A 22275-nucleotide genomic window follows, 5' to 3' on the forward strand; every position below is an offset into this window, starting at 1 on the left:
AGTGGATGTGGAACGGAAATGGGTGCGTTGGAAGAAGATTGAGTGGGCCCGTCGGAGGGGACGGGCAGGCTCTCGGCAGCGCACGACGCCGGAGTACCCCCGCGGGCGGCAGGGTCGCCGCATGCGGTGCGCGCCCGGCGTCGTGCGCCACCGGATCAGCCGGTGACGCTGCCCTGCGTGAGTCCGGCGACGATGTAGCGCTGGAGCATCGCGAACACCACGAGGACGGGCAGGATGACGAGGACGGCGCCGGCCATGAGGATCCCCCAGGAGCCGCCGCCGCCCTCGGAGTTCTGCAGGAGCGTGAGGCCCACCGGGAGGGTCATGACCTCGGGCCGGTCGGTGATGATGAGCGGCCAGATGTACTCGTTCCACTCGGACACGATGGTCACGAGCGCCACGGTCGCGATCGAGGGGACCGACACCGGCACCACGATCTGCCACAGCCGCTTCCAGTGCCCCGCGCCGTCGATCTCGGCGGCCTCGAGGATCGACCCCGGCAGCGTGAGGAAGTGCTGGCGCAGCAGGAACGTCCCGAACGCGGTGCCGAGGCCCGGCAGGATGATGCCCCACAGGGTGTTCTTCCCGCCCATCCCCGCGATGAGGATGTAGTTCGGCAGGATCGAGACCTGCGAGGGCACCATGAGCGCCACGAGGACGAGCAGGAAGATCACGTTCTTGAACGGGAACCGCACGAACACGAGCGCGTACGCCGTGAGGATCGCGAGCACCACCTTGATGGTGGACCCGACAGCCGTGACGATCGCGGAGTTGAGGAAGAACTGTCCGAACGGCACCGTGGTCATCGCCGTGCGGTAGTTCTCCGGCGTGAGGGACTCCGGCAGGAGGCGCAGGTCCGTCGTGACGATCTCGCCCGGCGTCTTGAACGAGCTCAGCACCATCCACGCGAGCGGCAGGACCACGATCAGGGTCGCGACGAGCAGCGGCAGGTACCCGCCCGCCACGGTGGCCATGAGGTTCGACGCCGAGAACGGGCGCTCGCGGACCGGCCCGCCGTGGGCGGTGGTCACCTCGAGGGGTGCGGGGGCGCTCATGAGTAGTGCACCTTCTTCTCCACGTAGCGGACCTGGACGACCGTGACGACGAGCAGGATGAGGAACAGGACCACCGAGATCGCGGCCGAGTACCCGGCGCGGTTGTAGGCGCCGAACGCCTGGAGGTAGGCCTCGTAGATGAGGGTGGACGTGCCGTTGCCCAGCGGGGTCATGATCCGGATGAGGTCGAACGCCTGGAGGCTCGAGAGGATCGTGGTGATGAGCAGGAAGAACGTGGTGGGGGAGAGCAGGGGGAGCCCCATGCTCAGGAAGCGGCGGGTGGGGCCCGCGCCGTCGAGGGCGGCGGCCTCCATGACGTCCTTCGGCAGGGACTGGAGCCCAGCGAGGTACACCACGGCGCAGTAGCCGAGGTTCTTCCAGACGTACACGATGATCACCATGGCCAGGGCGAGCTGGGGGTCGTTGAACCACTCCGGGCTCGAGGCGCCCAAGCCGCGGAGGACCCACGCGAGCAGGCCGTAGCCCGGGTCGAAGATGAACATCCACACGAGCCCCACGCCCACGCCCGAGAGGACGTAGGGAGCGAACACGGCCGAGCGCGCGAACGTGGTCCCCGGCACCTTGGCGTTGAGCGCGAGCGCCACCGCGAGTCCCAGGACCATCGAGAGGCCCACCGTGAACACGGTGAACACGGCGGTAGTGCCGAGGACGCGGGGCGCGTCCTCGCTGCCGAAGAACATGGCGTAGTTCTCGAGCCCGATCTGGCGGGCAGTGGGCGAGCCGAGCGTCCAGTCGAGGAACGAGTACTGGATGTTCGCGAACAGCGGCCGGTACGTGAAGACGGCGATGAGGACGAGGTTCGGCAGGGCCAGGGCCAGGAACACCCAGAAGTCGCGGCGGCTCCGCGCGCTGATGCGCGGCCGGCGGACTGGGGCCGGTGTGCTGGGGGCGGGCGGGGCTGCGGCCGGCCCGGTGTCAGTCAGCCTGGTATCAGTCATAGGGGGTCTTTCGTGGGGGGAGGTGCTGGGACCGCACGGGCCCCGTACTACTGCAGCACGCCCCTGCCCCGGGAGCGGGCGGTTTCAGCCGATGTTCCGGGCCGGTTACTGAAGAGTTCACTTCCCGTTCCGCGCGGGCGCCGGTGAGTGTGGGGCGCGTCGCACCAGGCTGTGCGATGCGCCACGCGGCTGGTGTGCCAGAGCGTGCCAGTGCGGCGCTCGGGCCCCCTGTCCCGTGCGCCGCGCCGGTGGTTGAATGAGCCGCATGGGATCCCTCCTCGATGTCCCCGGCGTGCTCGTAGGCCACGACCACCGCATCGGCGACGGCTGGCTCACGGGAGTCACCGCCGTCGTCCTCCCTCCGGGGAGCACTGGCGGAGTGGACGTCCGCGGCGGCGGACCGGGCACCGCGGAGACCGACGCGCTCGACCCCTCCACCCTCGTCCAGACCGTGGACGCCGTGGCGCTGTGCGGGGGGAGCGCGTACGGGCTCTCCGCGGCCACGGGGGTGCAGCTCTGGCTCGAATCGCAGGGCCAGGGGTATGCCGTGCCGGGCGGGGTGGTGCCGATTGTGCCGGCGGCCGTCATCTTCGACCTGGGCCGCGGCGGCGACTTCACCGCCCGTCCCGACGTCGCGATGGGCTTCGCCGCGGCTGCCGCTGCCGGTCCGGGCGGCACGCACGACGGCGGGCTCCGCGGCTGTGTGGGCGCCGGCGCCGGGGCGGTGCTCGGCAGGGGCATGTACAAGGGAGGGATCGGAATGGCGTCGGTCCGGATCCCCGCGGGACCAGTCCCGGTCCCGCCCGGGATGCCCGAGGTGGAGCTGCCGGAGGGGCTCGTGGTCGGGGCGCTCGCGGTGGTGAACGCGGCCGGGATGCCCGTCGTCGGGCCGGGAACTCCCGCGCTGGCCACGCAGGCGGGGCAGGACGCTGCCGAACGGTCCGCCGCCGAGGAGGTCCCCGAGGCTGCCGGGGCCGCGACCGCCGCGCCGGGGCCCGGTGGCGGGAGCGGGGCCGGACCTGCCGCGGGCGCTGGCGGCGCTGGGGCCGCGCGTGCGGGGGCCTCGGGACCGGGGGGAGCCGCTGGCCCGGCCGCCGGAGCCTCGGCGCCGGGGGCGGTTGCCGGAGGGGCCAACACGACCCTTGTCGTCGTCGCGACGAACGCGGCCCTGAGCCCGGCCGAGTGCCGGCGCCTCGCGACTGCCGCCCACGCGGGGCTTGCGAGGGCACTGGATCCGAGCCACACGCTCGTGGACGGGGACACGGTCTTTGCCGTGTCGACCGGCGGGCTGGACCTCGACCGCACGAGCGACGCCGCCCGCGTCGCCGGCCTCATGGCCGTCCAGATCGCGGCTGCCGACGCCACACGCCTCGCCATCCTGGACGGCGTCCGATCCGCGACCGCCGTGACCACCCCAGCCGGGACCTGGCTGCCCTTCCCCCTGCCCTGACAGCTGGCGCATCAACTGCTCTGAGGCCGCTGGACCACCGCAGGTGCCAGGCTGGACCCTCAAGTCCGGGGTCCGCGCGCAGGTTTCCCCAGAAGCACCGCACCCCGACGGCGAGTCGCGGCGACGCGCCGGCGGGTGACGCCGTCGTGCGCCTCTTTCTGGGGAACGCTGTCCGCCGCCGGGAGGCGCCAGAAGACCCCATCCTCCTCCACATCCAGAAAACGCCCGCGAGTTGTCCACATCCAGCTGCCGGGTCCCCCCGGGCGGCCGCCCGGACCCGCACGATGGCAGGGTGCTGGAACTCCTCGAGGCAATGCGGCGATGCGGCGGAGTGGCCCGAGCCGGTCAGCTTCGCACGGCGGGGGTCGGTCGCAGGATGCTGGAGAAGGCAGTCGCCGAGGGCGTGGTCCAGCGTGTGCGGCCCGGTATCTATGCCCTCGCTGGAGCTGACCCGCTGCTCATGCGCTGTGCGGAGACGAACTCGATGCTCACCTGCGCCTCGGCGGCACGGGCCCACGGGCTCTGGCTGCTAGCGGAGCCCGAGGCACTCCATCTGCTGCGCCCCGACGGCAAGCTCAAGGCCGCAGACGCCGTGGTCCACCGCGGCACCTGGAAGGAGCCAGAGGGTGCGTTCATTGCATCCCTCATGGACACTCTCATGCATGCGCTCGCGTGCCTGCCGGAGCTCGAGGCGCTCGTCATGGTCGAGTCTGCCGCCCTCCAGCAGAGGGTGACGGTTGCCGAACTTCGCGGGCTGCTCCGCGGGCCGGGCAGTCGCCGCGCGCTCGCCATCCTTGACCTGGTCGACAGGGGAGCGGACTCGCTGATCGAGACCGTGGCGCGAGTCCACCTGCGGCGGGCCGGCTTCCGCGTGGACCCTCAGGTGACCGTTGCCGGCGTGGGCTCCATGGACCACATCGTGGAGGACTGTGTCGACGTCGAGCTCGACGGCAAGGAGCACCGGAGGCCCGAATCCCGCCAGAAGGACTACGAACGTGACCTTGCGGCGCAGGCGCAGGGCTATGCGGTGGTGCGGTTCGGCTACGCGGATGTGGTGCACCGGCCGGAGTGGATGGTAGAGAGGGTGCGGGCGGTAGTGGCGCGGAGGCTCGCGCTCGGAGGCCTTCCGGACCGTCGCCAGCGCGTGGACCACTACATCCGGCCAGCAGAGGGCAGCGGGCGGTAGGGCGGGCTCAGGGCCCGCGCCGGCCGGGCCAGCGCGCACGTTTCCCCAGCAAGGCGGCGCACGACGGCGTTGCCTGCGGCGTGTCGTTTTGCACGCCGGCGTGTCGGCGCGGCTCGTGGGGAAAGCTGTCCGCGGAGAGCTGGCGAAGGACCGGGAGCTGGACGCCTTGACCCCGACGTGTAGCATGGGCGGATTTAACTTCCCGCCCCACGTGGCGTACAGTTGATTGTTGGCTGTCGGCCCATCCATGCCCTTTTGAGGGTGTGAGGGCAGCAGCCGTCAACCATACACGTCCGTCAGGGGCCCCGTGCGCCCGGCGGCACAACAGTTAGCGGAGGCTATGGCCAAGAAGGACGGTGTCATCGAGATTGAGGGCGTCGTGACTGAAGCGCTGCCCAACGCGATGTTCCGCGTTGAGCTGACGAACAAGCACGTCGTGCTCGCTCACATCTCTGGGAAGATGCGTCAGCACTACATCCGCATCCTCCCCGAGGACCGCGTGGTGGTGGAGCTCAGCCCGTACGACCTGACCCGCGGCCGGATCGTCTACCGCTACAAGTAAGCAGCCGTCGTCGGGCATGCCCGGCGGCACATGCTGACCACCTGCTATCGAAACGCAAAGGAACGCCCCATGAAGGTCAAGCCGAGCGTCAAGCAGATCTGCGACAAGTGCAAGGTGATCCGCCGCAACGGTCGGGTCATGGTGATCTGCGAGAACCCGCGCCACAAGCAGCGCCAGGGCTGATTTCCCGGGACGGGACCCCGTAACAGACGGGACGGGACCCCGCAACGGGCAGCCACGGCAACGCCCACGCAATAACTAGATAAAGGCAGCACAAGCTGCGCTGGGACGATTCAGGGCCCGGACAGCTGACCCCCGGCCCGGAGGCTGGGGCCGCACAGGAGAGTGCGGGTGTACTGCCTACGACCTCCGGAGTACACAAGGAGAACCGCCACTATGGCTCGTCTCGCTGGCGTTGACATTCCCCGCGAAAAGCGGCTGGAAATCGCGCTCACTTACATCTACGGCGTGGGTCGCACCCGTGCGAAGGAGACGCTCGCTGCCACGGGCATCAGCCCCGACGTCCGCGTGAAGGACCTCTCGGACGCCGAGCTCGTCCAGCTCCGCGACTACATCGAGGGCAACTACAAGGTTGAGGGTGACCTCCGCCGCGAGGTGGCCGCCGACATCCGCCGCAAGGTCGAGATCGGCAGCTACGAGGGTCTTCGCCACCGCAAGGGCCTCCCGGTCCGCGGTCAGCGCACCAAGACCAACGCTCGTACCCGCAAGGGTCCGAAGCGCACCGTCGCCGGCAAGAAGAAGGCCGGCCGCTGATAGCGGTCGCGTCACCCGAGAACCTCACGTAGGAGATAGCACATGCCCCCGAAGACTCGTGCGACGTCGGTCCGCAAGCCGCGCCGCAAGGACAAGAAGAACATCGCGCTCGGTCAGGCGCACATCAAGAGCACCTTCAACAACACCATCGTGTCCATCACGGACCCGACCGGTGCTGTGATCTCGTGGGCCTCGGCCGGCGAGGTCGGCTTCAAGGGCTCCCGCAAGTCCACCCCGTACGCCGCGCAGCAGGCCGCCGAGTCCGCCGCGAAGCGCGCCCAGGAGCACGGCCTCCGCAAGGTCGACGTGTTCGTCAAGGGTCCGGGCTCGGGCCGCGAGACCGCCATCCGCGCACTCCAGGCCGCGGGCCTCGAGGTCGGTTCCATCCAGGACGTGACCCCGAGCGCCCACAACGGCTGCCGCCCGCCCAAGCGCCGCCGCGTCTGACTCGTTGCCGGGGCCGGCTGGACCCGCCCGTGGCGGAACCCCGGCGTCGTGCGTCTGGAAGGGCGCACGACGCCGGGCACGCCCCTCGGGCGGGCCAGCAGGCTTCATGACTGGGTTAAGACCCTTTTCCATCCATCTGTGTTGCGTCATATAGCGGATGCTCGCTGAAAGGAAAACCTAGTGCTCATTGCACAGCGCCCCACCCTGTCTGAAGAAGTCGTATCCGAGAACCGCTCCCGCTTCGTGATCGAGCCGCTGGAGCCCGGCTTCGGGTACACCTTGGGCAACTCGCTGCGCCGCACCCTGCTGTCCTCGATCCCGGGGGCATCAGTCACCAGCATCCGGATTGACGGCGTGCTGCACGAATTCACCACGGTTCAGGGGGTGAAGGAGGATGTCACCGAGATCATCCTCAACCTCAAGAACCTGTCCATCTCCTCGGATCAGGACGAGCCTGTCGTCGCCTACCTGCGCAAGCAGGGCCCGGGCGTCGTGACGGCGGCGGACATCGCCCCGCCGGCCGGTGTGGAGATCCACAACCCGGACCTGCACATCGCCACCCTGAACGCCAAGGGCAAGTTCGAGCTCGAGCTGACCATCGAGCGAGGCCGCGGCTACGTCTCCGCGGCGCAGAACAAGTCCGTGGACGCGGAGATCGGCCGCATCCCGGTCGACTCGATCTACTCGCCGGTGCTCAAGGTGACCTTCCGCGTGGAGGCCACCCGTGTCGAGCAGCGCACCGACTTCGACAAGCTCATCGTCGACGTCGAGACGAAGCCGGCCATCAAGCCGCGCGACGCCGTCGCCTCCGCCGGCACCACCCTGGTGGAGCTGTTCGGCCTCGCCCGCGAGCTGAACACCGCCGCCGAGGGCATCGAGATCGGCCCGTCCCCGACGGACGCTGCTCTCGCCGCGGACATGGCGCTGCCGATCGAGGACCTGGACCTCACCGTGCGCTCGTACAACTGCCTCAAGCGCGAGGGCATCCACACCGTGGGTGAGCTCGTGGCGCGGTCCGAGGCGGACCTGATGGACATCAGGAACTTCGGTGCCAAGTCGATCGACGAGGTCAAGGCCAAGCTCGTGGAGCTGGGCCTCTCGCTCAAGGATTCGCCCGTCGGGTTCGATCCCCTCGCTGCGCGCGCTGCCGCGGGCGACGAGGACGAGGCCTCGTACGGCGACGACGAGCTCTAAGACAACTTTGCCGCTGCCGGCCCCTAGCCGGTGACGGTCCACACGAGGAGATAAGAAATGCCTGCACCCGCCAAGGGTCCGCGTCTGGGCGGTGGCCCGGCGCACGAGCGCCTCATGCTCAACAACCTTGCCGCTGCCCTGTTCGAGCACAAGCGCATCACCACCACCGTGACGAAGGCCAAGCGCCTCCGCCCGGTGGCCGAGCGCCTCATCACGTTCGCGAAGCGCGGCGACCTCGCCTCGCGCCGCCGTGTCCAGGCCGCCATCTCGGCGCGCACGAACACGAACAAGGGCATCATCCACGAGCTCTTCACCGAGATCGCCCCGCAGCTCTCCGAGCGCAACGGCGGCTACACCCGCATCACCAAGATCGGCAACCGCAAGGGCGACAACGCCCCCATGGCTGTCATCGAGCTCGTGCTCGAGCCGGTCTCGGCGAAGCAGGCTGTGGTGAAGGAGGCCGAGAAGGCTGCTGAGAAGGGCGCCGCCAAGGCTGCTCCGGCTGCTGAGGCTCCGGCCGAGGTCGAGGAGACCCAGACCGAGGCTGTCGAGACCGAGGCCGCTGAGGTCGAGACCGCGGAGGCTCCCGCGACGGAGACCGCCGAGGCTCCGACTGAGGACGCTGCCGAGGCTCCGGCCGAGGAGAAGGCCGACGACGCCAAGTAAGGCCCGCGGATGCGCCCCACTAGACTGGGGTGCATGAGCGCAGAGAAGGCCCCCGTTCCCGCTTCTGGGAACGGGGGCCTTCCCGCGTCCGGGGAAGGTGCTGCGCGGCCGGGCGTGCGGGTGCGGCTGGATCTGGCGTACGACGGCGGGCCGTTCAGCGGGTGGGCGGTCCAGCCGGGGCGCCGCACGGCCCAGGGCGCGCTCGAGGAGGCGCTCGCCCTCATCGTGCGCCGGCCCGTGCGCGTGGTCGTGGCCGGGAGGACGGACGCCGGCGTCCACGCGCGCGGCCAGGTGGTGCACGCTGACCTGGAGGCCGCCGAGTGGGAGGCCCTCGCCCGGAGGTCCGACGACGCGCCGGAGGCCGTGCTCGTCCGTCGCCTCCGCGGTGCGCTCAGCCGGGTGCTCGGGGAAGCGACGGGCGCGCTCGAGGTGCGCTCCGCCGTCGTGCCTCCCGCGGGGTTCGACGCCCGCTTCTCCGCCCTGTGGCGCCGGTACTCCTACCGGATCGCGGACCGGCCCGAGCACTGGGACCCGCTCCTGCGCGGGATCACGCTCTGGCACAGGGCGCCGCTCGACGTCGGCCGGATGAACGGTGCCGCCGCACAGCTCCTGGGGCTCGCCGACTTCCTCGCATTCTGCCGCCCCCGCGAGGGCTCCACGACCGTGCGGGAGCTCCAGGAGTTCTCGTTCGAGCGGACGCACGAGGGTGTCGTGGTGGCGCACGTGAAGGCGGACGCGTTCTGCCACAACATGGTGCGCGCGCTCGTGGGATCCGCGCTGCGCGTGGGCGAGGGGCTCGAGCGGACCGAATGGCTGCACGAGAGGCTGCTCGCCCGCGTCCGCGATGCCAAGACCCGTCTCGCGCCGCCGCACCCCCTTGTGCTCGAGGAGGTCGGCTACCCGGCCTCCCCGGCGGAGATGGCCGCGCGGGCAGAGCAGACGCGCGCGCTGCGGGACGAGATCGCGGGCTAGGAGGCCCCGGCGCCAAGGTGCGCGGCGGAGGGGATGCGCAGCGTGAAGAGGCTGCCGCGGTCGGGCTCGCTCTCGCACGCGAGGCTGCCGCCGTGCCGTTCCGCGATCATGCGCACGATCGCGAGGCCCAGGCCCACGCCGGGGATGTGGGCGCGGCGTGCCACGTCACTGCGGAAGAACCGCTCGAACACCATGGGGAGGTCTTCAGGGCGGATCCCCATGCCCGTGTCGCGCACGCCGATGGTCACCCAGCCGTCCTCGGAGTGCGCGCTCAGCGTCACCCGGCCTCCCTCGGGCGAGTACTTGATGGCGTTCGAGAGCAGGTTGTCGACGGCCTGGCCGATGCGGAAGGCGTCCGCGTGGGCGTGCAGCGGCTCCTGGACGTCGACGTTGATCGTGATGCTCGCAGCGGTGGCCGCGGGCTGCGCCGACTCGCTGCGCTCGCGCAGGGTCGGCGCGAGGTCCGTCGGGGCGGGGCGGACGGGGAGGACCTCGGCGGAGGAGGCGAGGAGGTCCGAGGCGACGCGGAGCAGCCGTTCGGCACTGCCATGGGCGATGGTGACCCGCCGGCGGACTGCGCTCTGCAGCTCCTCGGCCTCGAGGGCGAGCTCGAGGTGCCCGAGCACGGAGGTGAGCGGGGTCCGGAACTCATGCGCCACCGTGCGCACGAGCTCGGCCTTGGCCTCGACGTCCTCCATGAGCCCGGTGACGTCGCCGAACGTGACGACCCCGCCGGCGCCGCCGCCGTCCAGAGGGCGCGCCCGGACGGACAGCGCCCTCGCGGAGTCCTCGTGCCCCATCCACACCACTTCGCCGTCGATGCTCCCGCCCTCGGCCGCGCGCCGCAGCGGCTGGCGGCTCTCCGGGAGGCGCGTCCGCCCGTCCCGGTCCAGGAGCGGGAGCGAGGGCGGGGCGGCGCTCGCGCTGTCGAGGCTCAGCCCGGCGTCGGCCAGCATCCTGCGGAATCGCACGTTGAGGCGGCTGAGCCGGCCCTGGGGCGAGACGGCGACGATCCCGACGTCCACGGTGTCGAGGATGGCGTTGACGAGACGCTCTGTCTCCCTCGCGGTGTCCAGGAGCCGCTGCAGCTGCTTCTGCTGGGCGCGGACCTGTCGCTCCTGGCTGCGCAGGCCCGCTCCGGCGGTGCGGATGGCGAGGGCGACCGTGAGCAGGAGCAGGGGGAGCAGCATGGTGGTCGCCCACTGGCTCGGCGTGGGGTCCGGCACGCCGTCGAGCAGCGTGGGCAGGGTGATCGCGAGCCCGCTGAAGAAGGTCAGCGGAAGGACCCAGGCGGCACTGAGGGTGGACCCGGCGAGCCAGATGACGGGGAACACCGCGAGGTTCCCCAGACCGAGGATCTGGTCATCGCTCCCGTTGCGCAGGAACCAGAGGGACACGAGGTCGAGCAACGGGATCGTCAGCGGCGCATGGGCGTCGAAGTGCTCCCACGGGATCGCGACGCAGGCGATGAGCGCGGCCAGCTGCAGCCACAGCCCGATCTGGAAGCCGGGATGCGCGGCGGGATTGTCGAGGAGGCTCGGTCCGGCGAGGAAGATCGCCGTGACGCCGGCAGTGAGGGGGAGCTGGGAGAGGAGGACACGGGCCCGCGGCCGCAGGCTCTGGAAGTACCGTGTAGCGCGTCCGACTATGGCCTGTTCGCTGACTGTCACGCTGCCCCTTCGTCAAGTCGGCTCAGGTCTACACCCTGTATTCCCCGTTTGCCTTCCCCCCCATGGGAAAGTAGGAGTAGTAATACTAAATACAAAGTAGGCGGCAATGACGACATTGTCGACAGGAGGGCTCGAATGGACGATCTGGGAACAGCCCTTGTCATCGAAGATGACGACGACGTCAGGCAGCTGCTCTGCGACGTCCTCGAGCAGGCCGGCTTCACCGTTGCGGCAGCCTCCACGGGGCGCGAGGGTGTGGAGCTCGCGCGTGATCGCCACCCCGTCGTGGTGACCCTTGACCTCGGCCTGCCGGACTTCGACGGGTTCGAGGTGCTCCGGCGGATCCGCCAGACCAGTGACGCGTATGTGGTGATGCTCACTGCACGTGAGGACGAGACCGACACCCTCCTGGCCCTCCAGTCCGGGGCCGACGACTACATCACCAAGCCGTTCCGGCCCCGCGAGCTGCGCGCACGGCTCGCGGCCATGCTGCGCCGCCCGCGCGGCGGAGCAGGAGGTGTCCCAGATGCTGCATCTGGCGCCGCGGGAACCCCAGCCGCGGGAGCCCCCGCAGCCGCGGGGCCCGGTCACAGTGGCGCCGGAAGGCCCGGCAACCCCGCGCCGGCGCATGTCCTCCGGCACGGCGGGCTCGTCGTCGACACCGCTACCCGCACCGCAAGCCTGGACGGCACCGAGCTCGAGCTCACGCGCAGCGAGTTCGACCTGCTCCGGGCGCTGCTCAAGGCTGGCGGCAGCGTGGTCTCCCGCTCTGATCTCGTCCGGGTGGCCCGCGGCGACCGCTTCCGCGTGGACGCGTACATCAGCGAGGCGGACGAGCGTGCAGTGGAGGTCCACATCGGCAACCTGCGCCGCAAGCTCGAGGACGACCCGAGGGCGCCTCGCTGGCTCGTCACCGTGCGCGGGGTGGGGTACCGGATCGCGCCCGCCCGCGCGCACGACCAGTAGCGCGGCGCTGCCTGCCGGTCGCTTCAGTGGTGGCGCGGGCCGCGGGGCCCGGAATGGCCTTCGGGCCCGGCCAGGACCCGCGCGGTCTCGTTCCCGCACCGCTCCACGTCGTCCAGGAACGGCCGCAGCGCCGCGACCCCGTGCGCCCGGAGGCGGCTCTCGAGGCCTGCGGCGAGGTCCTCGAGGCGGCGGGCGCCGACCATTGCCGAGGAGACGCGGACGCTGAGGATGACGTCCATGGCCGCCTCGCCGTCGTCGTTGGCCACCGCTTGGGCGAGGGCACTGCGCCGTCGCGGCCACATGACCGCGTATTCCTGCGCGAAGGAGGACGCGGCGCGGGGCCCCACGTCCTCCGCGAGCTCGCTGAGGACCGTCGGGTCGACGAGCGGCCCGCCCGGGCTGTGTCCGTTGGTGTCCTCGGACGCGCGCATGATTGGCTCCTTGATAAGCATCCGAGACCTACTTCGAGAATATAGCAATTGTGTTGATAACTGCAGGGCCGAGAAGTGCAATGAAGAGCACGGGGAAGATGAAGAACAGCAGGGGGAAGAGGACCTTGACGGGGAGCTTCATGGCCTGCTGCTCCGCACGCTGACGGCGACGCAGACGGAGGCTCTTCGCCTGGACGCGGAGCACGCGGCCGATCGCGATGCCGTACTCGTCCGCCTGGATGACCGCCTGCACGAAGCTGCGCACCTCGGGGACGGTGGTGCGCTCGGCCAGGCCGAGATAGGCGTCGCGCCGGCTCCGGCCCACCTGCATGTCCTGGAGGGTGCGCACGAGTTCCTCGGCCATCGCCCCGGTGCCCGTGCTCCCCGCACGGGAGAGGGCTGCCTCGAAGCCCAGGCCCGCCTCGACCGAGATGAGGAGCTGGTCCATGATGTTCGGAAGCTCCTGCTGGATGGCCTTCTGGCGCTCGGTCCCCTTGCTGTAGAGGAGCAGGTCCGGGATGAAGTACCCGAAGACCACGAGGAACAGCGCCATGAGCTTGAGGATCGGCGCCGGGTTGCCTGACATGAGCAGGCCGAAGGCGAGGCCGGCGAGGCCGAGCGCCGGCTTCGCGGCCAGGACCCGCCCGAGGGGCAGGGAGGCGGGGCGTCCGGCGAGTGAGAGCATGCGGTCGAGCCGGCGGATGTAGGACTCCGGCGTGAATCGCCGGCCGAGGCGCTCGAACAGCGGGACGGTCGTGGGGCCGCCGCTCGCCGCGGGGTCCGCGGCGTGGCCACGGGTCAGATTCGCCCTGATGGCGCGGGCGGCGCCCCGGTCGTTGGCCAGGAGCGACCAGCTCACCGCGGCAGCGGGAAGGGCGACGAGGAGCGCGGCTGCGAGGGGGATCATGGCGTCTCCTAGAACTTGATGTTGACGAGCTTGCGCAGCCAGAGGCCGCCGATGGTCATGAGGATCACGGACGCGGCGATCATGGCCCAGCCGATGGGGTTGGTGAACATGACCGTCATGTAGCCCGGGTTGACGACCATGAGCATGACCACGATGCCGATGGGCAGCGCCATGAGGATGTAGGCGGAGAACTTGCCCTCCGCTGCGAGAGCTGAGATGTGGCCCTTGATCTCTGCGCGCTCGCGGATGGTCTCGTTCACCTGGTCGAGCACCTCGGCGAGGTTGCCGCCGACCTGGCGGTTGATCTGGATGGCCTGGGCCACCCACACGAAGTCCTCGTTGTCCATGCGCTCGGCAGTCTCCTCGAGGGATTCGAGCAGGTCACGGCCGAGAGCACTGTCGCGGACGACACGGCGCATCTCCTGGCCGGTGGGCTGAGGACTCTCGGCTGCAGCGGCATCGATGGCGCGCAGGATGCTGTGCCCGGCCCGGAGGCTGCCGGAGAGCAGGTCGAGCAGGGCGTCGAGCTGCAGGCCGAACGCCTTGCGGCGCCGCTGGATGCGCACCGTGGCCATGACTCGGGGCGCGACGGCCGCGAGGACGGCGAGGAGCAGGCTGAGGAGGAGGTTCCCCATGACGAGGCCCACCGCGATCCCGACGAGGGCGCCGGCTCCGACCATGATCGTCAGTTCCGCCTGCGTGCTGCGCATCCCTGCGAGTTCGAGCTTCTCCGGCGATACAAGGTGGAAGCTGTGGCGTGCGAACCAGCCCTGGAGGGCCGCGGTCGCCTCGGCGGCAGTCCTGGAGAGGAGCGTGCCCTGGGGAATGCCGGGCCGGCGTCGGGCCAGCGGGAGGCTGCTCTGGCCAGGACGGACGGCGAGCACGGCGAAGACCACGCCTGCTGCGAGCATGAGGAGGGCTCCGTACATCAGCTCCACGGTGCACCTGCTCCCGAGCCCACCGGCATGGAGCCGAAGACGCTGGGACGGACCCGGATGCCCATGTCCTCGAACCGCTCGAGGAACCGCGGGCGCACGCCGGTGGGGATGGGCTTGCCGAGGAACCTGCCGTTGGCATCCACGCCCGCCGCGAAGTCGAACACGAAGGCGTCCTGGAGTGTCACGACGTCCCCTTCCATGCCCTGCACCTCGGTCACATGGGTGATGCGGCGCGAGCCATCGCGCAGGCGCGAGACCTGGACGATCAGGTGCACGGCGGAGGCGATCTGCTCGCGGATGGCCTTGAGTGGCAGGTCCATGCCGGCCATGAGGACCAGGGTCTCGAGGCGCGCGATCGCGTCACGCGGCGAGTTCGAGTGCACGGTCGAGAGCGAGCCGTCGTGGCCGGTGTTCATGGCCTGGAGCATGTCCAGCGACTCGCCGCCGCGGACCTCGCCGACCACGATGCGGTCAGGCCGCATACGGAGGGAGTTCTTGAGCAGGTCGCGGATGGTGACCTCGCCCTTGCCCTCGGTGTTCGAGGGGCGGCTCTCGAGCCGGACCACGTGGTCCTGCTGGATCTGGAGCTCCACGGCGTCCTCGATCGTGACGATGCGCTCGCCGCCGGGGATGAAGGAGGAGAGGACGTTGAGCAGCGTCGTCTTGCCGGTGCCGGTGCCGCCGGAGACGATGATGTTCAGGTGCGCCTTGACGCACGCCTCGAGGAGCTCGGCCATGTCCGGGGTCAGCGTGCCGAACTCGATGAGCTTCTTGACGGTCAGCGGCGACTTGCTGAACTTCCGGATCGTGAGCGAGGAGCCGCCGACGGCGAGGGGCGGGATGACCGCGTTGACGCGGGAACCGTCCTCGAGGCGCGCATCGACCAGCGGGGAGGACTCGTCGATGCGGCGCCCCACCTTGGAGACGATCCGCTCGATGACAGTGCGCAGCTGCGCCTCCGAGGAGAAGCGGAGCTCGGAGAGGGTGAGCTTGCCCTTCTGCTCGATGTAGATCTGGTCATGGCGGTTGACCATGATCTCGGTGACGGTCTCGTCGTCGAGCAGGCGCTGCAGCGGCCCGAAACCGAGCACGTCGTCCTCGATGTCCTTCAGGAGCCGCGCACGCTCCGGCGAGCTGAGGGGGACCTGCTCCCCGTCGATCACCTGGACGAGCTCTTCGCGCGCGGCGGCGCGAAGCTCGTGCTCGGTCGCGCCGGGGTCGGAGAACCGCGCGCCCATGCGCTCGAACAGCGCATTCGCGGCCCGCTGCTTGATCCCGGCGAGCGCGTCCTGGGGCACACCGGCCGGGCCCGCGGCCTGCTGTGCAGGCGCCGTCGGCGCAGCCTTGGGGGTGAGGGCCATGGCAGGGGCAGGCGCCGGCGCAGCGGTGGCCTTCGGTGCTGCAGCGGACGACGCCGGCGCTGCCGCTGGCACGGCGACGAGCGTGGGCTTCGGCGCGGAACCGCCAGCGGCTGGGGCTCCTGCAGAGGCGAGGCGTTCGGAGAGCTTCATGAGACGACTACCCGTCGGTGTGAGCGCCGTGCGGCGCGGGACTTGTCGGAAGGGGTGAGGCATTCGACCACGTGGCCGAGCGCCGTGGCGGCCTTGTCTCCCCGGCGCGGGGCCTGGAGGACGGGGATGCCGCGGTTGGTGGAGTAGGCAACGGTGCGGGACCGGGGAACGCTCACGTCCACGGGAAGCCCGAGCGTCACCTCGATGTCCTTGACGGACAGGCCGACCTTGGGGTCGGCCATGTTCAGGACGAGGTGCCGCGACTCGGGGACGAGGCCCAGGTGGGCGAGGATCTGGAGGCTCGAGCGAAGGCCTCGCACGCCGGGGACGTCCATGCCCGTGACCCAGACCGCGTCGGTGCAGGCCTCGAGGCCTGCGAGCGTGTGCTCGCCGAGTCCCGGGGCGGTGTCCAGGACCACGTAGTCGAACTGCTCGGCGAGCTGCCGGATGAGGTGGCTCACCTGCTCGGCGCCGATGCTGTCCGCCTCTGCGGGATTCCGGGGCGCGCACAGGGCGTAGAAGCTGCCTGGGTGCATGGTCAGGAAGGCCTTGAGCACGAGGGAGTCACGGGCCGCCGCCGGAGTCACGGCGTCGGTGATCGTGTGCTCGGGCTCGAGGTCGAGGCCAGAGGCGACGTCCCCGAACTGGAGGTCCAGGTCCACCACGACGACGCGCAGGGGAGCAGCCTTGGCCAGGCCCACGGCGATGTTGGTGGCGAGGGTCGTCTTGCCCACGCCGCCCTTGGGCGAGAACACGCCGATCACACGTCCGCGGGGGGCACCGCCGTCTGCGCCGGCTTCGCTGGCCGCCGCGGTGCGCACACGGCTCTCCGAAGCCTGGGCGCCGCGCTGGAGCACGATCCGCAGCTGCTCGGGATCGATGTCCGGGGCCACCACGTCACGTACGCCGGCGCGCATCGCGGCGAGCGCGAGCTCGGCGTCGGCAGGAGCTGCCATGAGCATGGTCACGCCGGGGAACCGGATGTCCATGACGGTTGCGAAGCGCAGGGCCGCATCGAGGGAGATCCCGGGACCGAAGACCAGGACCTCGGGCATCGTTCCGCCGAGGGCCGCGAAGAGCTCCTCCGGCTCGGCTGGAAGGTCGTCCGCGAGGACCTGCAGGGCGCCGGGGAGCCCGCCGTCGACGGCGGTGCCCATGCGCTGGGCGAACTCGGCGTCAGGGGAGACGAGGACGAACAGGCTCATCAGTACACCTCCTTGACCACGATGGGGTTCTCGGCACCGGGGCCGGCGTCCTTGGACTCCTTGCTGAGCCAGATGGTGCCGAACTGGGCGCTGAAGACGATCTTCTGGGCCTGCTCGCTCGTCACCGCCACGGTGAAGATGAGCGCACCACCTGGCAGCGCGCTCGCGGCGTCCTGTCCTTCTGCGGCCTCGGCCTGCGGGGCGCGTTGCACGGAGGTGAGCAGGACCCGATGGAGGGCGTGCTTGGTGCTCTCGCCCTCGGGGACGGCGCCCTTCTCGAAGGAGAGGAACACACCCACGGTGTCGCCGGCGGCGAGGCGTCCGCCCACAGCGCGCTGCGGGTCCAGCTGGAAGGAGACCTCCTGGAGGCCCTTGGGCACCGGGACCGTTCCCGGCTGGGCCAGGGACTCGGGGGAGACCAGCCGCTCCGAGAGCAGCTGCTCGCCGGGCTCGAGGGCCACGGAGGCGACCTTTCCGGCCGTGCCGTCGAGGCTCGTCAGTGCGGACGGGGCCACCGCGTCGGCCGGGAGCGACCGCACCTCGACGGACTGCGCAACGGTCTCGGCGGGGCTGCCGGCGGGCACGGCCTTGACGACGACGACCACGTCCTTGGGCGACATGCCCGCCATGGCCCGGCTGTCGGCGCCGCTGGCATAGGAGAGGACGAGCACGATGCCGATCACGGCCGCGACGAGCGCTGCGGCTCCGGCAACGAGACGGGACTTCATGGCATTCCTTCGGTGGGTTCGGAGTGTGGGCGGAGAGCGATGGCTGGGGGCTAGCGGCTGAGTCGGACGACTCGGGTGCCGAAGCCGTCGACCGGGCCGAGCCTGTAGCCGTCTGCGACGGAGATGTAGGTGATGAAGCTTCCGATGATGCCTCGGCATTCGCCGGTGCATTCGAGCGAGAGCGGGACGTCAGGCGAGCGGTTGCGGAAGGTGTTCGGCACTCCCGAGTCTCCGGAGAACTTCCAGCCGGCCACCTTGAAGGCCGCAAAGCCCTTGATCGAGTAGACGGCGGTGTTGCCTGTGCCGGTCACGGAGGTGAAGACCGGGAGGAGGACGACGACCTGCTTGCCCGCCTGGAGGTCATTGGCCCATTTGGTGAGGGTAGTCGAGCAGTTGCCCGGGGCGCTGTTGCCCGGGTCGCTGCCGCCCTCGCTCAGGGCCACATCGATGTATCCGCCGCACTGGCCGGCGTCCTGGACGAGCCAGCCGAAGCCGCCGTCCACCACCGCGCCGGAGGGGCCGTAGGTGCAGTCCGGATTGAGGTTCTTGCCGTGGTCCTGGAGCAGCTGCATGCCGCCGTCCACGAAGCCCTGGATCTGGCACACGGAGAAGGCGAGGGGGAAGGCGGTCCGCCCTGCGCTGGGGCTGCCCCAAGCGGCGCCCGCCTTCGCAGCGACGTCCGCGTCCGTGGCGCCGAAGATCCGGCCGAGGTAGAGGGCCACCGCGCCTGGGCGGACGCCGGCCTCCTGGGCGCCGGTGACGACGCGGACGGTGCGCGCCGCCGTGTCCACGGTGAGGCTCGAGAGGAGGCTCGTATTGTCCGCCGCGTTCTTGTTGGCGAGCTCCTGCGCCACCGGAGAGGTGGACTGGCAGTCGGGGTCAGCGGTGTTGCGGGCGCACTTCTGTGCCACGGCCATGGCGGCGGCGTCCGCGCCGCTCTGGAGCTGCGCGCGCTCGGCGAAGAGGATGCCTCCGTCGACAGCAAGGGCAGCGAAGCCGATGAGCACGGTCATGAGGATCGCCGTCACGACGGCGATGGCGCCGCGCTCGTGGTGCTTGCCGGCGTCGTGCGCCTGGCGTTGGATCAGCCGCCGCACAGCATGACTCCCTTCCCGGAGAGGTTGATCGGGCCGAAGAAGCCCGTGGTCGAGAGCTGGTAGGCGACCGTGACGGTGACCCGAGTGCCGGTCGTGCACGAGGTGGGAGAGATGGTGATGGAGGAGTCCGGGATGGTGCCCAGGGGGGTCCCGGCGCTGCGGACCGCCGTGCGGGCGGTCGTGGCGTCATTCTCGAGGGCCATGGCCCGGACGCCTTCGCGGGCGGCGAAGGTGAGCGTCTGCTGGGCATTGAAGGCCCTGCCGAACTCGACGATTCCCATGACGAGGGCGACAAGGACGGGGAGGATGATGGCCATCTCCACGGCGGCAGCGCCGCGCTCGCGGTCAGTGCGCAATCGGTCCTCCTCGGGGGGAATGGGATGGGAAGGCGGTGGGGGGTGGTGCTGAGGGTTGGCCCGCGGATACGGGCCGGTCAGTCCGGGGCTGCCTCCGGGCCGGCAGGGCCGCCGGCTCGGAGGCAGCCGCGGGCGGTCTCACATGCCGGCGACCTTGGTCTTGACGTTCGTGAAGAGGGTGTCGAGCTGGCCGCCGAGCGCGGTCACGGCGACGATGATCACGACCGCGATGAGGGCGACCATGATGCCGTACTCGACGGCGGTGGCGCCCTTCTCGCCCGAGAGGGCGCGCTCCTTGAGCTTGAGGCCGGCGGTGTGGAGGGTTGCGATAAGGGACAGCATTTCTGGCTCCTGTGCGAGGGGATTCTGGTGGTTGTCGGCTGGCCGACTGCCAGCTCCACCATCGACATTACGGACGCTCGCGGCCCCGCCAGAGTGATCTGGGGCTAAGCTCGCACAACCCTCGCACCCGCGGCCGGAGAGCCGCTTTCCCTGCGCTTTTCCTTGCACTCCGCGGGGTCTGCTCGTCGGGTCTCCTGGCGTCCCGGTGACGCTCGACCTTCGGGTGGGAACCGTCTATGCGGCGAAGTGGCCGTTGGCACTGGTGGCCCAGCCGGCAGCACGCAGAAGATCCATGCGCCGCTCGCCCGGGCAGATGGCGGCAAGGCCTGGAGGCCCAACGCGCCCCCGGGCCAGCTGGCTGCACCGTGATGGCCGGATACGCTTGGGCCGGCGGCATCGTACGATGCCGCCGGCCCGAGGTGGCCTGACGTTCCAGTCAGAGGGTGATCTTCGTCTTGACGTTCGTGAAGAGCGTGTTGAGCTGACCGCCGAGCGCGGTGACGGCGACGATGATCACGACGGCGATGAGGGCGACCATGATGCCGTACTCGACCGCCGTGGCGCCCTTCTCGCCCGAGAGGACGCGCTCCTTGAGCTTGAGGCCGGCGACGTGGAGGGTTGCGATGAGGGAAAGCATTTCTGACTCCTGTGCGAGGGGGATTCTGGTGGTTGTCGGCTGGCCGACTGCCAGCTCCACCATTGACATTACGGACCCTGCCGCCGGCGCCAGAGCGATCTGCGGCTAAGCTCGCACAACCCTCGCACACATGGCCGGAGAGCCGCTTTCCTTGCGCTTTCCTTGCATTCCGCTGCGCCGTTTCCTGCGCCCCGCTGACTCCTGCGCAAACTCTTTCGGGCCGCTTCCACGGGCTGGCTGCACGCCAAGGAGCCCCCTTGCCGGTTCTGGGTACCGGGAAGGGGGCTCCGTCCAAGGGGTGCGAGTGCAGTTGGTGCGAGTTGAGCGGCGCGGTGCGAGTGGTGGCGCCTGGAACGGCGGAGGCGGATCCGCCTTCGCACCGAGTCAGCCGAAGAGCGCCTTCGCGATGCTCAGCGCGGCCGGTCCCAGCACGATGATGAACAGCGAGGGGAAGATGAACAGCACGAGCGGGAAGAGCACCTTGACGGGGATCTTCATGGCGTGCTCCTCGGCCCGCTGCCGGCGCTTGAGGCGCATCTCGGAGGCTTGGGTGCGCATGACGTTCGCAATCGCGATGCCGTACTGGTCCGCCTGGACCACGGCCCGCATGAAGGAGTTCAGGTCTGCGACGTCCGCGCGCTTGGCGAGGTCGAGGTAAGCCTCGCGGCGGGAGCGGCCTACTTGGATGTCCTGGAGCGTCCGGGTGAACTCGTCCGCGAGCGGGCCGACGCCGCTCTGGGCAGCGCGGGACATGGCGGACTCGAAGCCCACACCAGCCTCGACCGAGATGAGCATCTGGTCCAGCATGTTGGGCAGCGCCCGCTGGATGCCCTCTCGCCGCTTCTGCGCGGTGTTGATGAGCAGGAGGTCCGGCAGGAAGTACCCGAGCGCCATGAAGCCAGCGGTCAGCAGGACCATGGCCGGTGCGGGCCCGACGGCCATGGCGATCAGCCCGAGACCCATCCCGCCGAGGGCGAGGAGCGGCTTGAGCACCACGACCTTCTCGAGCGGCCAGGCCTTGGGGCGACCTGCGCCTGCGATCTTCCTGTCCAGCCACGCGGCATAGCCGGTGGGCATGGCCTTGCGGGCCAGGCCGTGCAGGCTCTCCTGGAGCGTGGCTCCGGATTCCCGGGTGCCAGCCTTGCTGAGGCCCAGATTGCGCTGGATGGCTCGGCGGGCGGCCCAGCCGCTCCCCACGAAGCTCCAGACCAGGTACGTGAGCGGCGCCATCACCATGAGGACCGCCGCGAGGGGAAGGGGTTGCATGATGACTCCTTCAGTACTTCGGCTTGATGAGCCGGCTGAGCCACAGCGAGCCGATTCCCAGCAGGACGAACACGACCCCGAGCATGAGCCACCCCGGGAGGGTCGTGTAGAACGTCCTCGCATACGTGGGGTTGATGACCGAGATGATGACGAGCAGGCCGATCGGCAGCGCAACGAGGATGATGGCGGAGAGCTTGCCTTCCGCCGCGAGCGCGCGCACCTGCCGCGACAGCTGCGCGCGGGACCGGATGGTGTTGTTCACGTTGTCGAGGACCTCGGCGAGGTTGCCGCCCACCTCGCGCTGGACCTCGATGGCCTGGGTGGTCCAAGTGAGGTCTTGGCTCTTCATGCGAGAGGCGGATTCGAGGAAGGACTCGGTCAGGTCCCGGCCGATCCTCGTCTCGTTGACCACGCGGCGCAGCTCCGTGGACATGGGTGCCTCGCATTCCTCGGCGGCAGCATCCACCGCACGAAGGAGGCTGTGCCCGGCGCGGAGGCTTCCCGAGAGCATCTGCAGCATGTCCGGGAGCTGCTCGGCGAACTTCGCCTGGCGACGGGAGGCCTTGAGGTTGAGCCACAGGAGGAGGCCCACCACCACGAGGACGGCGAACAGCACCGCGGCGCCGATCCCGCCGACCACGAAGCCCAGGAAGCCGGCGGCGACTGCCCCCGCGGCGCACAGGAGGAGGAAGTCCCCGGCCCGCAGCCGCACACCGGCCTGCTCGAACCTGCTGGCGGACAGCAGGCGGATGTCTCTTCCCTTGAGGGTCTTGGTGAGAGCCCCCGCGGCCGTGTCGGCGAACTTCCCCAAGGCCGACGGCGCGTCCTTGGTGGCTGCCGGCCGCTTGCGGTCGCTGCTCACGGTGCGCCGGCCCGTGATGGCGAGCGCCACGAGGACGCCGGCGCCGGCGTAGACCGCGAGGAGGCCCAGGAGGAGAGGGAGTTGGATGCCCATG

General features: G+C 70.2%; 25 protein-coding genes. 10 read left to right on the forward strand and 15 right to left on the reverse strand.

The features are described 5' to 3' along the window. Positions 1 to 155 precede the first annotated feature (155 nt). Positions 156 to 1055, reverse strand: a complete 900-nt coding sequence (locus ABCQ75_RS06635; RefSeq protein ID WP_345884095.1) for a carbohydrate ABC transporter permease — start codon at positions 1053 to 1055, stop codon at positions 156 to 158. Next, the gene (locus ABCQ75_RS06640) at positions 1052 to 2014 is read right to left on the reverse strand and encodes a carbohydrate ABC transporter permease (protein WP_345884097.1); all 963 of its coding nucleotides are present in this window, start codon (positions 2012 to 2014) and stop codon (positions 1052 to 1054) included. Before ABCQ75_RS06640 ends, ABCQ75_RS06635 begins: the two co-directional genes overlap by 4 nt. A gap of 265 nt (positions 2015 to 2279) precedes the next feature. Here ABCQ75_RS06640 and ABCQ75_RS06645 point away from each other — a divergent pair, with 265 nt between their 5' ends. The 9 genes from ABCQ75_RS06645 (at position 2280) to ABCQ75_RS06685 (ending at position 9265) form a co-directional block, all read left to right on the forward strand. Then, a complete protein-coding gene (locus tag ABCQ75_RS06645) occupies positions 2280 to 3464 on the forward strand; it encodes a P1 family peptidase (protein WP_345884099.1) in 1185 nt (394 codons plus the stop codon). Between the two features lie 313 nt (positions 3465 to 3777). Next, positions 3778 to 4650, forward strand: a complete 873-nt coding sequence (locus ABCQ75_RS06650) for a type IV toxin-antitoxin system AbiEi family antitoxin domain-containing protein (protein WP_345884242.1) — start codon at positions 3778 to 3780, stop codon at positions 4648 to 4650. Between the two features lie 340 nt (positions 4651 to 4990). After that, positions 4991 to 5212 carry a translation initiation factor IF-1 gene (gene infA, locus ABCQ75_RS06655; protein WP_011775571.1) on the forward strand — a complete coding sequence of 74 codons (222 nt, stop codon included), beginning with the start codon at positions 4991 to 4993 and terminating at the stop codon, positions 5210 to 5212. Between the two features lie 69 nt (positions 5213 to 5281). Then, positions 5282 to 5395 carry a 50S ribosomal protein L36 gene (rpmJ, locus tag ABCQ75_RS06660; protein ID WP_011775570.1) on the forward strand — a complete coding sequence of 38 codons (114 nt, stop codon included), beginning with the start codon at positions 5282 to 5284 and terminating at the stop codon, positions 5393 to 5395. A gap of 213 nt (positions 5396 to 5608) precedes the next feature. Beyond that, positions 5609 to 5986: a 30S ribosomal protein S13 gene (gene rpsM, locus ABCQ75_RS06665; RefSeq protein WP_077491066.1), complete on the forward strand. Its 378-nt coding sequence runs from the start codon at positions 5609 to 5611 to the stop codon at positions 5984 to 5986. Between the two features lie 42 nt (positions 5987 to 6028). Continuing rightward, positions 6029 to 6433: a 30S ribosomal protein S11 gene (rpsK, locus tag ABCQ75_RS06670; protein ID WP_077491065.1), complete on the forward strand. Its 405-nt coding sequence runs from the start codon at positions 6029 to 6031 to the stop codon at positions 6431 to 6433. Between the two features lie 180 nt (positions 6434 to 6613). Next, a complete protein-coding gene (locus ABCQ75_RS06675) occupies positions 6614 to 7627 on the forward strand; it encodes a DNA-directed RNA polymerase subunit alpha (RefSeq protein WP_345884105.1) in 1014 nt (337 codons plus the stop codon). A 57-nt stretch (positions 7628 to 7684) separates the two neighbouring features. Beyond that, complete coding sequence (rplQ, locus tag ABCQ75_RS06680) at positions 7685 to 8293, forward strand: 50S ribosomal protein L17 (RefSeq protein WP_345884107.1); 609 nt, start codon at positions 7685 to 7687, stop codon at positions 8291 to 8293. Between the two features lie 33 nt (positions 8294 to 8326). Continuing rightward, the gene (locus tag ABCQ75_RS06685) at positions 8327 to 9265 is read left to right on the forward strand and encodes a tRNA pseudouridine synthase A (RefSeq protein WP_427916057.1); all 939 of its coding nucleotides are present in this window, start codon (positions 8327 to 8329) and stop codon (positions 9263 to 9265) included. On the opposite strand, the gene ABCQ75_RS06690 is transcribed toward ABCQ75_RS06685, so the two are convergent. Continuing rightward, positions 9262 to 10935, reverse strand: coding sequence for a sensor histidine kinase (locus tag ABCQ75_RS06690; protein ID WP_345884109.1), 1674 nt, complete (start codon positions 10933 to 10935; stop codon positions 9262 to 9264). The two genes, ABCQ75_RS06685 and ABCQ75_RS06690, sit on opposite strands and share 4 nt — an antisense overlap. A 135-nt stretch (positions 10936 to 11070) precedes the next feature. Here ABCQ75_RS06690 and ABCQ75_RS06695 point away from each other — a divergent pair, with 135 nt between their 5' ends. Next, the gene (locus ABCQ75_RS06695; RefSeq protein WP_345884111.1) at positions 11071 to 11901 is read left to right on the forward strand and encodes a response regulator transcription factor; all 831 of its coding nucleotides are present in this window, start codon (positions 11071 to 11073) and stop codon (positions 11899 to 11901) included. Between the two features lie 23 nt (positions 11902 to 11924). Here ABCQ75_RS06695 and ABCQ75_RS06700 read toward each other — a convergent pair whose 3' ends face one another. From ABCQ75_RS06700 to ABCQ75_RS06755, 12 genes are all read right to left on the reverse strand, one after another. Then, a complete protein-coding gene (locus tag ABCQ75_RS06700) occupies positions 11925 to 12332 on the reverse strand; it encodes an Hpt domain-containing protein (RefSeq protein ID WP_345884112.1) in 408 nt (135 codons plus the stop codon). 28 nt (positions 12333 to 12360) lie between these two features. Further along, entirely contained in the window at positions 12361 to 13239 is an 879-nt protein-coding gene (locus tag ABCQ75_RS06705) for a type II secretion system F family protein (protein WP_345884114.1), read from the reverse strand. A gap of 8 nt (positions 13240 to 13247) precedes the next feature. Beyond that, entirely contained in the window at positions 13248 to 14168 is a 921-nt protein-coding gene (locus tag ABCQ75_RS06710) for a type II secretion system F family protein (RefSeq protein WP_345884115.1), read from the reverse strand. Next, the gene (locus ABCQ75_RS06715; protein WP_345884117.1) at positions 14168 to 15688 is read right to left on the reverse strand and encodes a TadA family conjugal transfer-associated ATPase; all 1521 of its coding nucleotides are present in this window, start codon (positions 15686 to 15688) and stop codon (positions 14168 to 14170) included. Before ABCQ75_RS06715 ends, ABCQ75_RS06710 begins: the two co-directional genes overlap by 1 nt. Continuing rightward, complete coding sequence (locus ABCQ75_RS06720) at positions 15685 to 16893, reverse strand: CpaE/TadZ family protein (protein ID WP_345884118.1); 1209 nt, start codon at positions 16891 to 16893, stop codon at positions 15685 to 15687. The genes ABCQ75_RS06715 and ABCQ75_RS06720 overlap by 4 nt, the downstream gene beginning before the upstream one ends. Next, positions 16893 to 17621, reverse strand: a complete 729-nt coding sequence (gene cpaB / locus ABCQ75_RS06725; protein ID WP_345884120.1) for a Flp pilus assembly protein CpaB — start codon at positions 17619 to 17621, stop codon at positions 16893 to 16895. Before cpaB ends, ABCQ75_RS06720 begins: the two co-directional genes overlap by 1 nt. Positions 17622 to 17671: 50 nt before the next feature. Beyond that, positions 17672 to 18718 (reverse strand): pilus assembly protein TadG-related protein, encoded by a 1047-nt coding sequence (locus tag ABCQ75_RS06730; protein WP_345884122.1) that lies wholly within the window; start codon positions 18716 to 18718, stop codon positions 17672 to 17674. Then, entirely contained in the window at positions 18706 to 19074 is a 369-nt protein-coding gene (locus ABCQ75_RS06735) for a TadE/TadG family type IV pilus assembly protein (RefSeq protein WP_345884123.1), read from the reverse strand. Before ABCQ75_RS06735 ends, ABCQ75_RS06730 begins: the two co-directional genes overlap by 13 nt. 138 nt (positions 19075 to 19212) lie before the next feature. Then, positions 19213 to 19416, reverse strand: a complete 204-nt coding sequence (locus ABCQ75_RS06740) for a Flp family type IVb pilin (protein WP_345884125.1) — start codon at positions 19414 to 19416, stop codon at positions 19213 to 19215. Positions 19417 to 19852: 436 nt separating this feature from the next. After that, positions 19853 to 20053, reverse strand: coding sequence for a Flp family type IVb pilin (locus ABCQ75_RS06745; protein ID WP_345884126.1), 201 nt, complete (start codon positions 20051 to 20053; stop codon positions 19853 to 19855). A 384-nt stretch (positions 20054 to 20437) separates the two neighbouring features. Continuing rightward, a complete protein-coding gene (locus ABCQ75_RS06750) occupies positions 20438 to 21319 on the reverse strand; it encodes a type II secretion system F family protein (protein ID WP_345884128.1) in 882 nt (293 codons plus the stop codon). Positions 21320 to 21329: 10 nt separating this feature from the next. Further along, positions 21330 to 22274 carry a type II secretion system F family protein gene (locus ABCQ75_RS06755; protein ID WP_345884129.1) on the reverse strand — a complete coding sequence of 315 codons (945 nt, stop codon included), beginning with the start codon at positions 22272 to 22274 and terminating at the stop codon, positions 21330 to 21332. Position 22275: the final 1 nt, after the last annotated feature.

The organism is Sinomonas halotolerans (assembly GCF_039615075.1).
Lineage (GTDB): Bacteria > Actinomycetota > Actinomycetes > Actinomycetales > Micrococcaceae > Sinomonas > Sinomonas halotolerans.

Bases quoted from the DNA above. Each gene is read 5' to 3' on its own strand.
- ABCQ75_RS06635 (WP_345884095.1), bottom strand. From the start codon at position 1,055: ATGAGCGCCCCCGCACCCCTCGAGGTGACCACCGCCCACGGCGGGCCG.
- ABCQ75_RS06640 (WP_345884097.1), bottom strand. From the start codon at position 2,014: ATGACTGATACCAGGCTGACTGACACCGGGCCGGCCGCAGCCCCGCCC.
- ABCQ75_RS06645 (WP_345884099.1), top strand. From the start codon at position 2,280: ATGGGATCCCTCCTCGATGTCCCCGGCGTGCTCGTAGGCCACGACCAC.
- ABCQ75_RS06650 (WP_345884242.1), top strand. From the start codon at position 3,778: ATGCGGCGATGCGGCGGAGTGGCCCGAGCCGGTCAGCTTCGCACGGCG.
- infA (WP_011775571.1), top strand. From the start codon at position 4,991: ATGGCCAAGAAGGACGGTGTCATCGAGATTGAGGGCGTCGTGACTGAA.
- rpmJ (WP_011775570.1), top strand. From the start codon at position 5,282: ATGAAGGTCAAGCCGAGCGTCAAGCAGATCTGCGACAAGTGCAAGGTG.
- rpsM (WP_077491066.1), top strand. From the start codon at position 5,609: ATGGCTCGTCTCGCTGGCGTTGACATTCCCCGCGAAAAGCGGCTGGAA.
- rpsK (WP_077491065.1), top strand. From the start codon at position 6,029: ATGCCCCCGAAGACTCGTGCGACGTCGGTCCGCAAGCCGCGCCGCAAG.
- rplQ (WP_345884107.1), top strand. From the start codon at position 7,685: ATGCCTGCACCCGCCAAGGGTCCGCGTCTGGGCGGTGGCCCGGCGCAC.
- ABCQ75_RS06685 (WP_427916057.1), top strand. From the start codon at position 8,327: ATGAGCGCAGAGAAGGCCCCCGTTCCCGCTTCTGGGAACGGGGGCCTT.
- ABCQ75_RS06695 (WP_345884111.1), top strand. From the start codon at position 11,071: ATGGACGATCTGGGAACAGCCCTTGTCATCGAAGATGACGACGACGTC.
- ABCQ75_RS06700 (WP_345884112.1), bottom strand. From the start codon at position 12,332: ATGCGCGCGTCCGAGGACACCAACGGACACAGCCCGGGCGGGCCGCTC.
- ABCQ75_RS06705 (WP_345884114.1), bottom strand. From the start codon at position 13,239: ATGATCCCCCTCGCAGCCGCGCTCCTCGTCGCCCTTCCCGCTGCCGCG.
- ABCQ75_RS06710 (WP_345884115.1), bottom strand. From the start codon at position 14,168: ATGTACGGAGCCCTCCTCATGCTCGCAGCAGGCGTGGTCTTCGCCGTG.
- ABCQ75_RS06715 (WP_345884117.1), bottom strand. From the start codon at position 15,688: ATGAAGCTCTCCGAACGCCTCGCCTCTGCAGGAGCCCCAGCCGCTGGC.
- ABCQ75_RS06720 (WP_345884118.1), bottom strand. From the start codon at position 16,893: ATGAGCCTGTTCGTCCTCGTCTCCCCTGACGCCGAGTTCGCCCAGCGC.
- cpaB (WP_345884120.1), bottom strand. From the start codon at position 17,621: ATGAAGTCCCGTCTCGTTGCCGGAGCCGCAGCGCTCGTCGCGGCCGTG.
- ABCQ75_RS06740 (WP_345884125.1), bottom strand. From the start codon at position 19,416: ATGCTGTCCCTTATCGCAACCCTCCACACCGCCGGCCTCAAGCTCAAG.
- ABCQ75_RS06745 (WP_345884126.1), bottom strand. From the start codon at position 20,053: ATGCTTTCCCTCATCGCAACCCTCCACGTCGCCGGCCTCAAGCTCAAG.
- ABCQ75_RS06750 (WP_345884128.1), bottom strand. From the start codon at position 21,319: ATGCAACCCCTTCCCCTCGCGGCGGTCCTCATGGTGATGGCGCCGCTC.
- ABCQ75_RS06755 (WP_345884129.1), bottom strand. From the start codon at position 22,274: ATGGGCATCCAACTCCCTCTCCTCCTGGGCCTCCTCGCGGTCTACGCC.